Annotated in this window: 13 protein-coding genes and 2 tRNA genes; 6 read left to right on the top strand and 9 right to left on the bottom strand. The window is 68.5% G+C overall.

Going from position 1 to position 15,983, the window contains the following annotated elements; translation table 11 throughout:
* Nucleotides 1–108 precede the first annotated feature (108 nt).
* Both folE and ftsH read right to left on the bottom strand, forming a co-directional pair.
* On the bottom strand, nucleotides 109–744 hold the full coding sequence (gene folE / locus ACFTE1_RS23585; RefSeq protein ID WP_380625861.1) for a GTP cyclohydrolase I FolE: 636 nt from the start codon (nucleotides 742–744) through the stop codon (nucleotides 109–111).
* A gap of 144 nt (nucleotides 745–888) precedes the next feature.
* Nucleotides 889–2,859, bottom strand: coding sequence for an ATP-dependent zinc metalloprotease FtsH (gene ftsH, locus ACFTE1_RS23580; protein WP_380625863.1), 1,971 nt, complete (start codon nucleotides 2,857–2,859; stop codon nucleotides 889–891).
* Nucleotides 2,860–3,188: 329 nt separating this feature from the next.
* Between ftsH and hpt the strand changes: the two genes are divergently transcribed.
* On the top strand, nucleotides 3,189–3,749 hold the full coding sequence (gene hpt / locus ACFTE1_RS23575) for a hypoxanthine phosphoribosyltransferase (protein WP_380625865.1): 561 nt from the start codon (nucleotides 3,189–3,191) through the stop codon (nucleotides 3,747–3,749).
* A 17-nt stretch (nucleotides 3,750–3,766) separates the two neighbouring features.
* Here the strand turns inward: hpt and tilS are convergent, their stop codons facing one another.
* The 3 genes from tilS to dacB all read right to left on the bottom strand — a co-directional run bounded on the left by tilS (nucleotide 3,767) and on the right by dacB (nucleotide 7,208).
* Nucleotides 3,767–4,738 carry a tRNA lysidine(34) synthetase TilS gene (tilS, locus tag ACFTE1_RS23570; protein WP_380625867.1) on the bottom strand — a complete coding sequence of 324 codons (972 nt, stop codon included), beginning with the start codon at nucleotides 4,736–4,738 and terminating at the stop codon, nucleotides 3,767–3,769.
* Complete coding sequence (locus tag ACFTE1_RS23565) at nucleotides 4,731–5,831, bottom strand: zinc-dependent metalloprotease (RefSeq protein ID WP_380625869.1); 1,101 nt, start codon at nucleotides 5,829–5,831, stop codon at nucleotides 4,731–4,733. Before ACFTE1_RS23565 ends, tilS begins: the two co-directional genes overlap by 8 nt.
* Before the next feature lie 129 nt (nucleotides 5,832–5,960).
* On the bottom strand, nucleotides 5,961–7,208 hold the full coding sequence (gene dacB, locus ACFTE1_RS23560; RefSeq protein WP_380625871.1) for a D-alanyl-D-alanine carboxypeptidase/D-alanyl-D-alanine endopeptidase: 1,248 nt from the start codon (nucleotides 7,206–7,208) through the stop codon (nucleotides 5,961–5,963).
* Nucleotides 7,209–7,475: 267 nt separating this feature from the next.
* Here dacB and ACFTE1_RS23555 point away from each other — a divergent pair, with 267 nt between their 5' ends.
* Nucleotides 7,476–7,973, top strand: coding sequence for an inorganic diphosphatase (locus ACFTE1_RS23555; protein WP_380625910.1), 498 nt, complete (start codon nucleotides 7,476–7,478; stop codon nucleotides 7,971–7,973).
* A 101-nt stretch (nucleotides 7,974–8,074) separates the two neighbouring features.
* Here the strand turns inward: ACFTE1_RS23555 and ACFTE1_RS23550 are convergent, their stop codons facing one another.
* A complete protein-coding gene (locus ACFTE1_RS23550) occupies nucleotides 8,075–8,830 on the bottom strand; it encodes a YaaA family protein (RefSeq protein WP_380625873.1) in 756 nt (251 codons plus the stop codon).
* 134 nt (nucleotides 8,831–8,964) lie between these two features.
* Here ACFTE1_RS23550 and ACFTE1_RS23545 point away from each other — a divergent pair.
* A tRNA-Lys gene (locus tag ACFTE1_RS23545) sits at nucleotides 8,965–9,037 on the top strand.
* A 9-nt stretch (nucleotides 9,038–9,046) separates the two neighbouring features.
* On the opposite strand, the gene ACFTE1_RS23540 is transcribed toward ACFTE1_RS23545, so the two are convergent.
* Complete coding sequence (locus tag ACFTE1_RS23540) at nucleotides 9,047–9,448, bottom strand: MarR family winged helix-turn-helix transcriptional regulator (protein WP_380625875.1); 402 nt, start codon at nucleotides 9,446–9,448, stop codon at nucleotides 9,047–9,049.
* A gap of 86 nt (nucleotides 9,449–9,534) precedes the next feature.
* Here ACFTE1_RS23540 and ACFTE1_RS23535 point away from each other — a divergent pair, with 86 nt between their 5' ends.
* A complete protein-coding gene (locus ACFTE1_RS23535; protein WP_380625877.1) occupies nucleotides 9,535–11,004 on the top strand; it encodes an MFS transporter in 1,470 nt (489 codons plus the stop codon).
* Between the two features lie 171 nt (nucleotides 11,005–11,175).
* Nucleotides 11,176–11,248: transfer RNA gene (locus ACFTE1_RS23530), tRNA-Lys, on the top strand.
* A gap of 336 nt (nucleotides 11,249–11,584) precedes the next feature.
* Here the strand turns inward: ACFTE1_RS23530 and ACFTE1_RS23525 are convergent.
* Nucleotides 11,585–13,381: an ABC transporter ATP-binding protein gene (locus tag ACFTE1_RS23525; RefSeq protein WP_380625879.1), complete on the bottom strand. Its 1,797-nt coding sequence runs from the start codon at nucleotides 13,379–13,381 to the stop codon at nucleotides 11,585–11,587.
* Nucleotides 13,378–15,201 (bottom strand): ABC transporter ATP-binding protein, encoded by a 1,824-nt coding sequence (locus tag ACFTE1_RS23520; RefSeq protein WP_380625881.1) that lies wholly within the window; start codon nucleotides 15,199–15,201, stop codon nucleotides 13,378–13,380. Before ACFTE1_RS23520 ends, ACFTE1_RS23525 begins: the two co-directional genes overlap by 4 nt.
* A gap of 76 nt (nucleotides 15,202–15,277) precedes the next feature.
* Here ACFTE1_RS23520 and ACFTE1_RS23515 point away from each other — a divergent pair, with 76 nt between their 5' ends.
* Nucleotides 15,278–15,925: a TetR/AcrR family transcriptional regulator gene (locus ACFTE1_RS23515; RefSeq protein WP_380625883.1), complete on the top strand. Its 648-nt coding sequence runs from the start codon at nucleotides 15,278–15,280 to the stop codon at nucleotides 15,923–15,925.
* Nucleotides 15,926–15,983 lie beyond the last annotated feature (58 nt).

Genomic DNA, 15,983 nt, shown 5'->3' with positions numbered 1-15,983 from the left:
GGCGTCCCCCGGTCGGAGGCCCCGCCCGCGGCCGGGCGGGGGCACGGCTCGTCGTCAACGTCATCGTCCGCCGGCGGGGACCCCGCTCGCGGCGGGCGCGGGAACGGCTCAGACCTTGAGCAGGGCCATGGCCTCGGAGCGGCTGCGGGCGTCGGACTGGAGCAGCCCCCGCACGGCCGAGGTGACGGTCTTGGCGCCGGGCTTGCGGATCCCGCGCATGGACATGCAGGTGTGCTCGCACTCCACGACGACGATGACGCCGCGGGCGTCGAGCATCTCGTAGAGCTGGTCGGCGATCTGGCCGGTCAGGCGCTCCTGCACCTGCGGGCGCCGGGAGTAGATCTCGACCAGGCGGGCCAGTTTGGAGAGGCCCACGACCTGGCCGGACTCGTTGGGGATGTAGCCGATGTGGGCGGCCCCGATGAAGGGCAGCAGGTGGTGCTCGCAGAAGGACTGCACCTCTATGTCGCGGACGAGCACCAGTTCGTTGTAGTCCTCGGTGAAGGCCGTCTTGACCGCCTGCTTGGGGTCGACGCGCAGGCCGGCGAACAGTTCGGCGTAGGCGCGGGCGACGCGCCGCGGGGTCTCCTTGAGCCCCTCCCTCTCGGGGTCTTCGCCGATGCCGATGAGGATCTCCCTGACGGCGGCCTCGAGGCGAGGGAGGTCCACCTTGTCTTCCACCGGGGTGCCGTTGATACGGCCGTCGACGAGTCGGGCCGCCAGGTTGTCGAGTTCCTCAGACATAGAACCAGCCTAGACAATAAAGACGTGAGATGAGCTCAGATGTGACCGCCGTCTACGAAAACGGACGGCGCGGGCCATTCGGCGCCGGGAAGCGGAAAGGGGCGGCCCCCTCGCGGGAACCGCCCCTTTCCGGGCCTCGCGGGCCTAGTCCATCTTGGCGTCCTCGATCGACTCGTCCTTGGTGCCCGAGCCGTTCAGCCTGGACCGGTCGAACTCGATCGGGGGCTTGTCCGAGAGGCGGCGCTTGGCGGTGCCGTTGAACGGCGACATCGGCGGGCGCTTCTCGACCGACGCGGCGATCCGCTTGAGGTCCTCCTCCGTCAGCGTCTCCTTCTCGAGCAGCTCCATGACCATGGCGTCGAGGACGTCGCGGTACTCCACGAGGATCTCGTAGGCCTCGTCGTGGGCGGTCTCGATGAGCTTGCGGACCTCGGCGTCGATGAGCGCGGCGACCTCGTCGGAGTAGTCGCGCTGGTGGCCGTAGTCCTTGCCCAGGAACGGCTCGGAGGAGGCGGTGCCGTACTTGACGGCGCCCAGCTTCTCGCTCATGCCGAACTCGCTGACCATGCGCCGGGCCAGACTGGTGGCCTTCTCGATGTCGTTGCCCGCGCCCGTGGTCGGGTCGTGGTAGACCAGCTCCTCGGCGGCCCTGCCTCCCAGGGCGTAGGCGAGCGTGTCGATCATCTCCGAGCGCGCCTGGCTGTACTTGTCCTCGGTCGGCAGCACCAGCGTGTGGCCGAGCGAGCGCCCGCGCGGGAGGATCGTCAGCTTGTGGACCGGTGCCGAGTGCGGCAGCGCCAGGGCCACGAGCGCGTGTCCGCCCTCGTGGTAGGCGGTCATCTTCTTCTCCTCGTCGCCCATGACGCGGCCCTTGCGCTCGGGTCCGGCGATGACGCGGTCGATGGCCTCTTCGAGAGCCTCGTTGGAGATGGCCTTCTCGTTGTGGCGGGCGGTCAGCAGCGCCGCCTCGTTGATGACGTTCTCCAGGTCGGCGCCGGAGAAGCCGGGCGTGCGCCGGGCGATGGTCTCGAAGGAGACGTCCGGGACGAACGGCTTGCCCTTGGCGTGGACGGAGAGGATCGACTGGCGGCCGTCCTTGTCCGGGGCGTCGACCGGGATCTGGCGGTCGAAGCGGCCCGGGCGCAGCAGGGCCGGGTCGAGGATGTCGGGACGGTTGGTCGCGGCGATGAGGATGACGCCGCCGCGGGAGTCGAAGCCGTCCATCTCCACCAGCAGCTGGTTGAGCGTCTGCTCGCGCTCGTCGTGGCCGCCGCCCATGCCGGCGCCGCGGTGGCGGCCGACGGCGTCGATCTCGTCGATGAAGACGATCGCGGGGGCGTTCTCCTTGGCCTGGCTGAACAGGTCGCGGACGCGGCTGGCGCCGACGCCGACGAACATCTCGACGAAGTCGGAGCCGGAGATGGTGTAGAAGGGCACCCCGGCCTCGCCGGCCACGGCGCGCGCCAGGAGGGTCTTACCGGTTCCGGGCGGTCCGAACAGGAGCACGCCCTTGGGGATCTTGGCGCCCAGTTCCTGGTACTTCTTCGGGTCCTGGAGGAAGTCCTTGATCTCCTCGAGCTCTTCGACGGCCTCGTCGGAGCCGGCGACGTCCGTGAAGGTGGTCTTCGGGGTGTCCTTGGTCAGCATCTTGGCCTTGGACTTGCCGAAGCTCAGGACCTTGGAGCCGCCGCCCTGCATCTGCGACATGAAGAACAGCAGGAGCAGCACGATGAGCACGATCGGGAGGAAGCTGAACAGCAGCGAGACGAACGCGCTGGTCTCGTTGACCTCGGTGTCCCAGTCGGCGCTGGCCTCCTGCAGGGCCTCGCCGACGGCGCCGAGGTTCTCGGCGGGCACGTAGGCCTCGATCTTGTCCCCGTTGTTGAGGTCGAGGCGGACGATCTGCTCCTTGTCGAGGACCGTGGCCTTCTCGATGTCCTTGGGACTCTGGAAGACCTGCGTCAGGACCTCGGAGGTCGACTTCTCCTCGTACTCGGATCCGTTGCTGAAGAAAGTGCCCACGACTACGGCGATGAGGGCGATCAGCAAGATCCAGACCCACGGCCTCCGGAAAAGCCGCTTCTTGTCAGGTGTGGGCTTCCCGGCGTCGGTCACTCATTCCTCCTGGGTTTTCCGCGTGATCCGCCGAAGGGCGGGCGGGTGATCAGTCATGCGGTTGACACCTAAAGTCAACCACTCGAAAGTACACTGTCGGCACGTCGGGCGGCCTGTCAGGGCGGTGACGGCCGTCCCAATGACCACAAATTGTAAGTATAATCACCGCCACCCGTCACCGAGGCCCTAGTGATGTGTCCACTCTATCGGCCGACCCTGCAGGACGCGAGGCCACCTCCAATGGCACTCTTGAGTGCATGACGTCGGAGCTGAAAGCCCCCGCCGAGAGTCTTGTAGACGCAGCGGAGGGCGGTCATACATCGGAATTCATGAACGGCGAATGGTACGGCGAGGACATCGAGCGCGTCGTAGTCTCCGCCGAGGCCATCCAGGACAAGGTCACTGAGCTGGCCGAACGCGTGTCCGCCGACCTGGCGGGCTCCGAGGAGGATGTCATCCTCGTCGGCGTGTTCAAGGGCGCGGTCATGTTCATGGCGGACTTCGCCCGGTCCCTGACCGTGCCGGTCAAGATGGAGTTCATGGCGCTGTCGTCCTACGGCGACGCGACCACCTCGTCGGGCACGGTCCGCATCCTCAAGGACATCGACTCCGACATCAAAGATAAGAATGTTGTGATCGTGGAGGACATCATTGACTCGGGTCTCACCCTGTCGTGGCTCCTCAAGTACCTCGAGGGCCACGCGCCCAAGTCGGTCACGGTCGTCTCCATGCTCCGCAAGCCGGGCATGCAGCACACCGACATCCCCGTCGACTACCTGGGATTCGACATCCCCAACGAGTTCGTGGTGGGCTACGGCCTCGACTTCGCCGAGCGCTACCGCGAATTGCCGTTCATCGGCGTCCTCAAGCCCGAGGTCTACCAGGACTGACCGCAAGGCTCCGGCCTTCAGGGCCTGCTGCAGGTCAGCAGGCCCTTTTTGCGTGCCACGACGAGCCCGCCGGGCAGCGCCGCCGGGCCCTGCCCGCTCCAGTCGACCACCAGCGCGTCCACGGCGGCCAGGTGGCGGTGGGTGAGGCCGGCGGCGGACAACCCCTGGTCGAGCAGCCACAGCCGCTCCAGCCGAGTCCGCAGGGCCTCGGGAAGTCCCTCCAGGTCCGCCGCCGGCAGCTCGGACGGCGAGCCCATCTCCGCGTAGCGCTCGGCGGCGAGCGCGTCGGTGAAGTCCACGTCGGCGGCCACCTGCCCCGCCGTGCGGGCGAGGTTGGCGACCAGGCCGTGGCCGAGGACGGCGGTCAGGGTGTCCATGGCCTCGCGCAACGCCGAGCGCTTGAACCGGGAGTCGCTGTTGTGCGGGTCGATCCACGGGTCCAGGCCCCGCTGGAGGCAGTAGTCGTGGGTGGTCTCGCGCGGCAGGTCGAGTATCGGGCGGCGGTAGACTCCGCGTCGCGCCCGCATTCCCGCCAGGCCCCTCGGCCCGGAGCCCCGGGCCAGTCCCAACAGCACGGTCTCCGCCTGGTCGTCGCGGGTGTGTCCGAGGAGGACCGCGGCGGTCCCCCACTCGGCCGCCTGCCGGTTGAGGGCCTCGTAGCGGGCGTCGCGCGCGGAGGCCTCGGGCCCGCCGGCGAACCTTCCGGGCTCCACCCGCAGGGTCCTCGCGTGGTCGAATCCGGTCTCCTTGGCCCAGTCGACCACGTCGGCCGCGCGGGCGTCGGAGCCCTCCTGCAGGCCGTGGTCGACGGTCGCCAGGGCGGTGGTCCAGCCCCGGCGCGGTCCGACGAAGGCGAGCGCGTCGGCCAGTGCCAGCGAGTCGGGCCCTCCCGAACAGGCGACGGCGACGACCGAGCCGCGCGGCAGGTCCTCCAGACCCCGGCGCACCGCGTGGCGCAGTCGCGCCACCGATGACGGGATCTTAGGCACGGGTCCGCTCCCTCCAGCTGTCCGGGTCCCTGATCTCCGCCAGGGTCGGCAGCATCTCGGGGCTCTCCCAGATCCGGTTGAACCCGCGCAGGCCCTCGGCGCGGACGATCGTGTCGACGAATTTCTTCCCGGCCACGTACTGCGAGTACTTCGCCTCCATGCCGAGGAGCCGGCGCACGGTCCGCGTCACGGCGCCGGGTTTGGCGCGGTGGCGGTCGAAGCGGCGGCGCAGGGTCTCCACCGACGGGACCTCGGCGGCGCCGATGGTGTCCATGAGCGACTCGGCGTGGCCCTCCAGCAGCGACATGAGCGCCTGTACGCGTTCCAGGGGCTCGCGGCGGTCCGACCCGGTGAGGGCTCCGAGGAGGCCGAGTTCGTCGCCCTCTTCGGAGTCGTTCAGGCGCTGGTAGGCCTCCCTGACGAAGCTGCCGGTGTCGGTGCCGCCCACGATGTCCCGGACGAGGCCGAGGAAGTGCTCGCCCATCCACGGCACCGCGCGGAACTGCAGCAGGTGCGTGGCCTCGTGCAGCGCGATCCAGGTGCGGAAGTCGCCGGGCGTCAGGTTCAGGCGCTGTTCCATGGCGACGATGTTGGGGGCGACGAAGAGGAGGGCGCCGCCTTCGTCGGGCCCTTCGGCGGAGGCGAAGGGGACGTACTGGCCGAGAACCCGGCTGGAGAGGAAGGCGAGGAGGGCCCCGGCCTGGTAGCCGGTGACGCGGGCGGTGACGCCGGTCGTCTCGTCGGTCTCGACGCCGACCCTGTCGAGCAGGACCTTGAGGCCCTGGACGTTGGTGCGGCTCCAGGCTCCGCGGTCGACGATGCGGATCGGCGGGACCGAGGAGTACTCCAGTCCGGAGTACTCGCCGACCATGGCGACGGCGCGGTGGGCGCGTTCGTCCACGTCGGCGACGGCCTTGCGGGCCTGGGCGAGGGTGATGGAGGGGCCTCCGCCGCCGAACAGGCGGGCGCAGTCGAGCGCGCTGTCCCAGTCGATCGGGGGGAGGGCGGGTTCGAGGGTCGCGGTGTCTCCCTCCACCGGCCCCTTTTCGGAACGCTGGCGGAGCGGCTGGTGTGGGTTCTGCTGGCCGGTCACTCGTCCAGCCTAGCGGCAAACCGCACATTCCGCTCATGTCGGAAGCGCTCCGGAGGGGGCCGTGCGAAATGAGGGGCCGCCGCGCGCCTCTGCGGCGCGCGGCGGCCCGGTGTCCGGTCCGTAAGCGGGTCAGCAGCCGCACTCCGCGACGGCGGCGACGACCTTGTCCATCGTCTCGCGGCTCGTGTCCCTGCTCTCGAAGTGGTTCTCGATCATCGAGAATCCCAGCAGGCGGCCGTCCTCGGTGACCACGGTTCCGGTCAGCGAGTTGGCGATGTCCAGGGTGCCGGTCTTGGCGCGGGCCACCCCGTAGGCCTCGGGCAGGCCGTCGAAGCGGTCCTCGACCGTGCCGTCGAGCCCGGCCACGGGGAGCGTCTGCAGGACCATGCGCTGCCTCGGGTCCTGCGAGGCCAGGTGCAGCAGCTGGGTGAACTTGGCGGCGGAGAAGCTGTCCTCCGCGCTGAGGCCGGATCCGTCGCGGATGACGGTGCCCTCGGGGTCGATGCCGAGGTCCTTCATGTGCTCGTTGAGCGCCACGATGGCCGAGTCCCACGTCATCTCGCCCTTCTGGTGCAGGCCGACCTGCATGGCCATGGCGTCGGCGAGGGTGTTGTCGGAGATCCGGACCAAGAGCTCGGTCATCTCGTAGACGGTGGCCGACTCCACGGTGCCGAGGGTCTCGGCCTCGGTGGAGGCGCGGCCCTTGCTGACGTCGGAGGCGCCGACGAGCGCGGCGAACTCGTCCGCGGCGTTCATCACGGGGTCGTCGTGGCGGGGGGCGTAGACGCCCGCCTCCTTGCGGCCTCCGTCGACCATGATGGAGCCCATGTTGGCCGAGTAGGACTTGTAGTCGACCGGGTCGGCGCCGGCGGCCTGGGTGGCGCCCTTGTAGATCGAGTCGTCGACCACGACGGTCTTGGGGGCCTTGCCGTCGCGGGCCTTGAGCACCTGGTCGGCGAGGTCCTGGAGGCTGCCGGAGCCCGGGTAGAAGCCGTCTCCGTCCCGGGAGAGGGTGATGTCGCCGGCGCCGACGAGCACCACGCTGTCGTCGCTGCCGCCGGAGACGACGCTGGTCTCGATCCGGTAGTCCGGTCCGAGCTCGGCGAGGGCGGTGGAGGCGGTCAGGACCTTCAGGGACGAGGCCGGGGCGAGGAAGGCCTCCGCCTCGTTCTCATAGAGGCTCTCCCCGGTCTCGAGGTCGATGAACTTGGCGGATATGCCCGTCTCCGAGCCCAGCGCGGCCTCGACCGTCCCGGCGAGGTCCTGGGGCAGCGGAGCGCCGTTGCCCAGCGCGTTGAGCACCGGGGACGCCTCGGGGGGCAGTTTCGACTCGGGCCAGGTGACAATACCCACTTCGGTGTCGTCGGGTGTGGCCATCGCCGATACCATGAGTGAGAAACTGGCTACGGTCGCTCCAATGGCGACTATGGACAGCATCCAGGTCAGAATCTGGACATACCTGGGGGATGAGTCCCTGGCCTGCAGAATTGACGGATCCTTCGAGGAGCCCTCCATTGCCGGGGAGCGTCGCCCGCGGTCCTGTGGCGAATCACTCGCCTCGCTGGGGTCAGGTGCGTGGTTGTCGGCCATAGAAAGAGACTAGAGCATCTAGAGATGAACACCTACGTTGAGGGGAGTCGGCCAATGGAGTTCGACATGACTGTTGAAATCCCGAAGGGCAGTCAGAACAAGTACGAGATCGACCACGAGACCGGTCGCATCCGTCTGGACCGAACCCTGTTCACCGCCACGGTATACCCGGCCGACTACGGCTACATCGACGACACCCTCGGCCAGGACGGCGACCCCCTGGACGCCCTGATCCTGGTGCAGGCCCCGACCATCCCCGGCTGCCTGGTCCGCTCCCGCGCGATCGGCATGTTCCGGATGAAGGACGAGAAGGGCATCGACGACAAGGTCCTGTGCGTCCCCGCCGACGACCCCCGGCACGACAAGTACCAGGACATCGCTGACGTTCCCGAGTTCGACCGACTCGAGATCGAGCACTTCTTCACCGTGTACAAGGACCTTGAACCCGGCAAGAGCGTCGAGGGTGCGACCTGGACCGGCCGCGCCGAGGCGGAGGAAGAGATCCGCCGCTCCTTCGAGCGCGCCAAGGAAGCCGGACTGGACCACCACTGAGTGGCGGTCGCGTCCGCCGCGGAGCGGCGGACCGGTAGACGAACGAGGAGGGCCGCACCCCGCGCGGGGTGCGGCCCTCCTTCTCGCGTTCGGGCCGGGGGCTACGGCTCCTCGACGATGACGTCAAGCAGCCAGGGCTTGGTCTTCCCGGCCGGCTCGTTGAGCTCGGCCTTGAAGCCCTCGGCGATGAGGAAGTCGAGCACGTCCGACGGGGAGGCCGGCTGGGCGCCCCGGGAGATGATGTGGCGGGCGACGCGCCCGCGCGTGGCTTTAGCCATATGGGTGACGACCGAGCGCCCGCCTTCGGGGTTCTCCTTGAACACCCGGACGCTCACGCCGGCGTTGCCGGGGTTCCACATTCCCGTGTAGGCCGAGGAGCGCATGTCGATGACCAGGTCGTCGGCGTAGTCCTCCATCGCCGACTTGAGCGGCGCCTTCCAGTACTGGGAGACGGTCACGCCCAGTTCGTCGAACTTCGTCGTGGCGGGCATGCGGTAGACCGGGACGCGGTCGGAGGGCGAGAGGAACCCCCACAGCGGCGAGGCGATGCGGACCTGGTCGCGGTCGGGAAGGTCGCCCAGCTGCAGGTTCTCGTAGAGCACTCCCGTGTACAGCTCCCAGGCCGTCAGGGTCGGGGCGTCCCACAGGTTCCGGTTGAAGTCCACGTAGTGCTCGCTGCGGGCGGTGAACTTCAGCTTCTCACGGGCCTTCGCGGTGTCGGCCGAGAGCGCCGTAAGCTGGTTCATCAGCGTCTCCCGGACAGGATTGAGCTCGGGCATCGACAGGCGCTCCAACTGGATCGGATTCCCGTCGCCCGTTTCGCATTTTCCTTCAGAAGGCGGCAGCAGTATAAGCACGGCTACGAGTCTACCCGCTGTTCACTTCCGCCGCCCCCGCCCGTCGGCCCGTCCCTCCCGCCTCCGGGGGACCGCTTGGCGCGCGGGGCAATCCCCGTTGCGCCGCCGGGGAGCGGTCGTTTAGACTCACTCTTGCGCCGTTAGCTCAATTGGCAGAGCTGCGGACTTTTAATCCGTAGGTTGTGGGTTCGAGTCCCACACGGCGCACCGATCCGATCAGGCCGGCCGGCCTTCGGGCAGGGTGCTCTCCAGCACGGCCTTGAAGGTGGGGGCGGCCTCCTCCAGCCTCCTGCTCCCGTCCGGGGTGATGGTCAGGAACACCGAGCGGCGGTCCGTCGAGCAGGCCGCCCGGGACACCGCCCCCTGCTTCTCCAGCCGGGTCACGGCGCGGGAGAAAGCGCTCTGGCTGAGGTAGAGCTTCTCCTGGATGCGCTTCATGGGGATCTTCTCGCCGGCGACACCGCAGGCGCCGCCCAGCATGTCGAGGACCGAGTAGTCGCTCAGCCCCAGTCCGTGCTTCTCCCCCAGCTCGCTCTCCAGGGCGCACGAGACGCGGTGGTAGGTGTTGACAAGGTCACACCATTGTACTTTGGCCTCGTCGGCATCAAAACCGGTCATGACCTGGAGTTTAACATGCCCGGAACTTTAATGCCAGTGCATTTAATGCGTTGACATCAAATGCGCGCGCATGTAACGTTCTCCGGGTGACAGCGACAGACACCAACCAGAGCCACACGCCCGAGCACGCTCGCCCCCGAGCGTCCGAGACACCCGCTCGCCCCCGGTGGACCCCCGCCATGTGGGCCGTCCTCATCACTGCCTCCTTCGCCCTCTGCCTCGACGCCCTCGACGTCTCCATGGTCGGAGTCGCCCTGCCCTCCATCGGAGCCGAACTCGGCCTGGACAACGCCTCCCTCCAGTGGATCGTCTCCGGCTACGTCCTCGGCTACGGCGGCCTGCTCCTCCTCGGCGGACGCACCGCCGACCTCTTGGGCCGCAAGAAGGTCTTCCTCATAGCGCTCGTCGTGTTCGGCGCCGCAAGCCTCGTGGGCGGCCTGGTCGACAGCGGCGTCCTCCTCATCGCCAGCCGCATCGTCAAGGGACTGGCCGCGGCGTTCACCGCCCCGGCGGCGATGTCGATCGTGACCACGAGCTTCCGCGCCGGGCCCGACCGCAACCGCGCCCTCTCCATCTTCGCCGTCTTCGGCGCCTCGGGATACGCCTCCGGGCTCATCCTCTCCGGCCTGCTCACCGAGATCGGATGGCGCTGGACGTTCCTGGCCACCGTTCCGGTCGTCGCGGTCGTCATCGTCTCGGCGGTCCTCTTCGTCCCCAAGGACACCGAGCGCCAGTCCGGCGGTTTCGACCTGCTCGGCGCCGCCAGCCTGACCGGCGGCATGCTCAGCGCCGTCTACGCCATCGTCTCCCTCGAACACGGTTTCGGCACCGACGTCATCCTGACCGCTATCGCGGCCGTAGTCCTCATCGGAGCGTTCTTCGCCATTGAGAAGCGCGTGGAGCACCCGCTGATACGACTGTCGATCCTCAAGAACCCCACCATGATCCGCGCCAATGTCGCGCTCATGGCCCTGTTCGGCTCCTACCTGAGCTTCCAGACGATGATCTCGCTCTACCTTCAGAACGGCCTCGGTTGGGGAGCGATGACGATGGCCATGTCCCTGGCGCCGGCCGGCGTCATCGTCGCGGTCCTCTCCCCGTTCACCGGGCGCCTCATCGACCGCTACGGCACCTCGCCGCTCATCCTCGGCTCCATGACCGCCATGGTGATCGGCTACGGCGTCTTCCTGTGGCGCGGCGGCTCGCCCGAGCCGGACTACGTGGCCGACTTCCTGCCCAGCGTCCTGCTGTTCGGCGTCGGCTTCGCCCTGGGCTTCTCGAGCATCGTCTCGCAGGCCACCGGCGAGGCGAGCGACGACGACCAGGGCCTGGCCTCCGGACTGGTCAACACCTCCGGCCAGGTCGGCGGGGCGCTCGTCCTCGCGGTCGTGACCGGGCTGATCAGCGGCGGCTCGGGCGAGGGCTTCGACCCCTACCGGCCGGGACTGATCTTCGTGACCGCGGTGGCGCTGGCCGGGTTCTTCGTGGTCGCCTACCCGATGCTGCGGCGCGGCGGAGCGAAGCCCCAGGAGGCGCCGTTGACCGCGGTGGACTGACCGCGCGGCGCCGACAGACTTCCTTCCGGTGAGGTGACGGCCGGGAACCCAGGGCACGGGTTCCCGGCCGTCCGCCGTTGCGAGGACGATTCGCAGCTCCCGGTCGTGCGGTGCATCATGTTTCGCGGCCTTCGCCACCGTCGGCGCGAGGCGGTCGAGTATGGTGTCTGCGGGTCGTTAGCTCAATTGGCAGAGCTGCGGACTTTTAATCCGTAGGTTGTGGGTTCGAGTCCCACACGACCCACTCTTTCCCACTCTCCTCCGCGTCGCGCCCTGTCGATGTCGGATGGGATCCCCGCGCCGGCGGAGACCGGTCGGCCGAAAACGCTCCGGGAAGTTCGTCATCCACCCGGAGTACTCGGCGAGCTCTTCCAAGTCCACGTCTATACCGTCGCCCACGGCTGTCCCCTCTCATCAGGTGAAGGCGCTGAAAACGGTTACGAGGCCGCAGTCGTCCGCATTGACACACCCGGATATACGCTTGGCCCACTTGTGCGCCCGGCTAAAACAGGGACAGCCGGGGCGGACGATGGTCCGCCCCGGCCGGATGCCTCTCTGGCGCTAGATGATCAACCGGAGTTCAGACGGCGGCCCCTTCGACTTCCTCGGCAGCGGCCGCGAACTGCGCCTCGTAAAGGCGCGCATAGGCGCCCCGCTCCTCCAGAAGCCTCTCGTGCGAGCCCTGCTCGACGACCTTGCCGCGCTCCATGACGATGATCGTGTCGGCGTCGCGGATCGTCGAGAGGCGGTGGGCGATGACGAAGCCGGTGCGCCCCTTGCGAAGCTCGACCATGGCCTTCTGCACCAGCATCTCGGTGCGGGTGTCGACCGAGCTGGTCGCCTCGTCGAGGACGAGCACCGAGGGGTCGATGAGGAAGGCGCGGGCGATCGTCAGCAGCTGCTGTTCCCCGGAGGAGAGCCCGGACCCCTCGTCGGCGTCGACGACGGTGTCGTAGCCGTCGGGAAGGGTGCGGATGAAGCGGTCGGCGTGGGCGGCCCGGGCGGCGGCCTCGACCTCCTCCCGGGAGGCGTCCGGCCTGCCGTAGGCGATGTTCTCGGCGATGGTGCCGTTGAACAGCCAGGCGTCCTGCAGGACCATCCCCACCGGCCGGCGCAGCGCGGCGCGGGTCATGTCGGTGGTCTTCACCCCGTCGACGAGGATCGCGCCGCCGTCGATCTCGTAGAACCGCATGAGCAGGTTGACGAGAGTGGTCTTGCCCGCGCCGGTGGGACCGACGACGGCCACGGTCTCGCCGGGCTCGGCGGTGACGGTGAGGTCTTCGATCAGGGGCTCGTCGTCCTTGTAACGGAAGGAGACCCCCTCGAAGGAGATATGGCCCGCGACGGTGCCGAGCTCGGCGGCCGGCTCGGGGTCGGGGTCCTCCTCCTCGGCGTCGAGGAAGTCGTAGACCCTCTCGGCGGAGGCCACGGCGGACTGGATCTGCCCGGCCATGGTCGACAGCATGGACACCGGCTGCTGGAGCTGGGTGACGTACTGGATGAACGCCTGGATCTCGCCGATGCTCATCGTTCCCGAGGCGACCCGGAGGCCGCCGACGACGGCGACGATGACGAACTGGAACGACCCGAACATGACCATGGCGGGCCCGAGCAGGCCGGAGAGGAACTGCGCCTTGGACGCCGAGGCGTAGAGGTCGTCGTTGTGCTCGGTGAACTCCTCGACGGCGCTGCGGTGCCGTCCGAAGGCGGTGACGACGGCGTGCCCGGTGAAGGTCTCCTCGATGTGCCCGTTGAGGCGGCCGGTGGCCGCCCACTGCCTGCCGAACTCCGGCTGCGAGCGCTTGCCGATCATGACGACCGTGAGGACCACGGCCGGCAGGGTCAGCAGGACGATCCCGGTGAGCAGCGGGGAGATGCGCAGCATCATGACCGGCACGAGGACGAGCATGACGAGGGACATGAGGGTCCGCTGGAAGATCATCTGGAACGTCTGCGTCAGGTTGTCGATGTCGTTGGTGACGCGGGAGATGACCTCGCCGCGGGTGCGGCTGTCGAAGTAGCTCAACGGGACCCGGGTGATCTTGTCGTCGGCCTCGGTGCGGAGCCGGTAGGCGACGGCCTGGGCGGTGGAGGCGATCAGCCGCCCGGTGGCGACCGTCAGGCCCCATCCGGCGACGGAGACGGCGACCGCCCACCCCAGGGCGGTCCACAGGCTCGCGGTGTCGAGCGATCCGCTGCGGTATCCGGAGACGACGGTGTCCGTGGCGTGGCCGAGCAGGACGGGTACGACCACCGTCCCGGCGACGCTGAGCAGGCTGGTGAGGACGATGGCGGCCAGGCGGATCCGGTCGCCCCGGAGCTCGGCGAGGAAGCGCCGTGCGGTGCCGGTGAAGTCGGAGGGTTTCCGGCCGTTCATCGTGCCTCCTGGAGTTCGTCGGCGGACAGTTGGGACTCGGCGATCTCGCGGTAGACGGGGCTCGACTCGAGCAGTTCGCTGTGCGTCCCCACTCCGGCGAGCCGGCCCTCGTCGAGGACGGCGATCCGGTCGGCGCCGCGGATGGTGGAGACGCGCTGGGCGACGATCACCCGGGTCACGTCGTGCGGGTCGCGCCCGTTCGAGGTCGAGGTGCCGGCGGCATCGCCGAAGTGCTCGTCGAGTGCGGCGCGCAGGGCGGCGTCGGTGGCGGTGTCGAGCGCGGAGAAGGAGTCGTCGAAGAGGTAGATCCGGGGCCGGGCGACGAGCGCGCGGGCGATGGACAGGCGCTGTCGCTGTCCTCCGGAGACGGTGGTGCCGCCCTGGCCGACGGCGGTGTCGAGTCCGTCGGGCATGTCGGAGACGAACTCGGCGGCCTGGGCGACGCGCAGGGCCTCCCAGAGCTCCTCGTCGGTGGCGTCGGCGCGTCCGAAGCGGAGGTTGGTGGCGATGGTGCCGGTGAAGATGAATCCCTTCTGCGGGACGACTCCGATGAGCCCGGAGAGGGTGTCCCGGTCGAGGTCGCGCACGTCCACGCCGTCGATGGCGACGCGGCCCTCGGTGGCGCCCATGAGCCTCGGGATGAGGTTGAGCAGTGTGGACTTGCCCGATCCGGTGGAGCCGACGATGGCGGTGGTGCCGCCGCCGGGCACGGTCAGGTCGATGCCGCGCAGGACGGACTCCTCGGCGCCCGGGTAGCGGAAGCCGACTCCGGAGAGGGTGATCGTGCCGGTCTCGGGGACTCGCTCGGGCGCGTGCTCGGGCTCGTGGAGGACCGGTTCGGCGGCGAGGACCTCGCCGATGCGGTCGGCGGAGACCTTGGCGCGCGGCCCGAGCATGAAGATGCTCAGCGACATCATGACCGCTCCGAGGATGAGCCCCAGGTAGGAGATGAAGGCGATCATGGAGCCGATCGGGAGGGACTCGTCCATGACCCGCTGCCCGCCGATGGCGACGACCGCGATGGTGGAGAGAGCGCCGACGGCCATGGCGGTGGCGCCGAAGAAGGCCTGGACGCGTCCGACGCGGAGGGCGACCTCGCGGAGGCGGTCGTTGCCTTCGGCGAAGCGCTCCCTCTCGTGGTCGTCGCGGACGAAGGCGCGGATGACGCGGATGCCGCCGATGTGCTCGCGGATGATCCGGTTGACGCCGTCGAGGCGCGGCTGCATGGCCTTGTAGGCGGGGATCATGGCTCGGATGATGAGCGCCATGACGGCTATGAGCACCGGGATGGAGACGAGGAGGACCGCGGCCAGCGGCACGTCCTGGCCCATGGCGAGCCCGATGCCGACGATCGCCATGATCGGGGCCGTGAGCAGCATGGTCACGGCCATGAGGACGAGCATCTGGATCTGCTGGACGTCGTTGGTGGTGCGGGTGATGAGCGAGGCGGGCGTGAAGCGGGCGAACTCGTGGGCGGAGAAGGTCTGGGTCTTCTCGAACACGGCGCGGCGGACGTCGCGGCCGACTCCCATGGCGGTGCGGGCGCCGAGGTAGACGCCGAGGCCGCCGGCCAAGGCGGAGGCGAGGGTCACCCCGAGCATGATCGCTCCGCGGTTCCAGATGTAGTCGGTGTCGCCGGCGAGGACGCCCTGGTCGATGACCTGTGCGTTGAGTGTCGGCAGGTAGAGGTTGGCGGTCACGGCGACGGCCTGGGCGAGGACCGCGAGCGCGAGCTCCCTCTTATAGGGGGCGAGGAAGCGCAGGAGCAGCGGTACGAGCCCCTGCTTCTTCCCCGCGGGTGGTTTCCGGTTTCCTGACATGAGCTAAACTTAGCTCATGTTTGAACCAGGTTCAAGTTTTTATTTGACTCATATTTTGACTTGATATAGTTGACTCATGGACACGGAGTTGGGACTGCGCGAGCGCAAGAAGCTGGCCACGCGGCACAAGATCCTCCAGGCGGCCCTGGAGCTGTTCGAGAAGCGCGGTTTCGACGACGTCTCGGTCGCGGAGATCGCCGAGGCGGCCGAGGTCTCCAAGGTGACGGTCTTCAACTACTTCTCCACGAAGGAGAACATCATCTCCGACGTGGGCGCGGACCACATCCGCGAGTACGCCGACGAGGTGCGCGCCCGCAAGCCGGGCCGGACGCCCCTGGACGCGATCCGCGACAACCACCTGCGCGGCCTGGAGAAGCGGGAGCCGCACACCGGCCTGAGCGACGACCCGTTCGTCCTGCGCATCCACAAGGTCGTGCGGGACAACCCGCCGTTGATGGCGGCGTTCATGAAGAACGGCGTCCTCGCCGAGCACGCCCTGGTCGAGGCCCTCGCCGAGGAGTCGGCCTCGGAGTTCTCCGCCCAAGTCATGGCCTCGCAGCTGATGGGCGTCCGCCATGTCCTCTGCCGTCAGAACATCCACCGGATCCTCTCGGGCACCTCGGCCGACGACTCCTACGAGGAGGCCGTCGGCGAGGCGAAGCACGCCTTCAAGCTGCTGGAGCGGGGATTCGGCCGGCTCATGAAGAAGCGGGACGAATCCTGAGAACAAACTCCTAAAAAGTTTTCACAGGGGCTTGACCCCCGGCCTTCCGTCGTCGTAA

This window comes from Salininema proteolyticum (assembly GCF_042685645.1).
Taxonomy (GTDB): Bacteria; Actinomycetota; Actinomycetes; order Mycobacteriales; family Micromonosporaceae; genus Salininema; species Salininema proteolyticum.
Note: the sequence above shows the minus strand (reverse complement) of the source record. Positions and strands in the feature narration are given on the sequence as shown.

Coding starts and splice junctions, on each gene's coding strand:
- ACFTE1_RS23555 (WP_380625910.1), top strand. CDS start 7,476: ATGGAGTTCGACATGACTGTTGAAATCCCGAAGGGCAGTCAGAACAAG.
- dacB (WP_380625871.1), bottom strand. CDS start 7,208: ATGGCCACACCCGACGACACCGAAGTGGGTATTGTCACCTGGCCCGAG.
- ACFTE1_RS23520 (WP_380625881.1), bottom strand. CDS start 15,201: ATGTCAGGAAACCGGAAACCACCCGCGGGGAAGAAGCAGGGGCTCGTA.
- ACFTE1_RS23525 (WP_380625879.1), bottom strand. CDS start 13,381: ATGAACGGCCGGAAACCCTCCGACTTCACCGGCACCGCACGGCGCTTC.
- ACFTE1_RS23515 (WP_380625883.1), top strand. CDS start 15,278: ATGGACACGGAGTTGGGACTGCGCGAGCGCAAGAAGCTGGCCACGCGG.
- hpt (WP_380625865.1), top strand. CDS start 3,189: ATGAACGGCGAATGGTACGGCGAGGACATCGAGCGCGTCGTAGTCTCC.
- folE (WP_380625861.1), bottom strand. CDS start 744: ATGTCTGAGGAACTCGACAACCTGGCGGCCCGACTCGTCGACGGCCGT.
- ACFTE1_RS23540 (WP_380625875.1), bottom strand. CDS start 9,448: ATGACCGGTTTTGATGCCGACGAGGCCAAAGTACAATGGTGTGACCTT.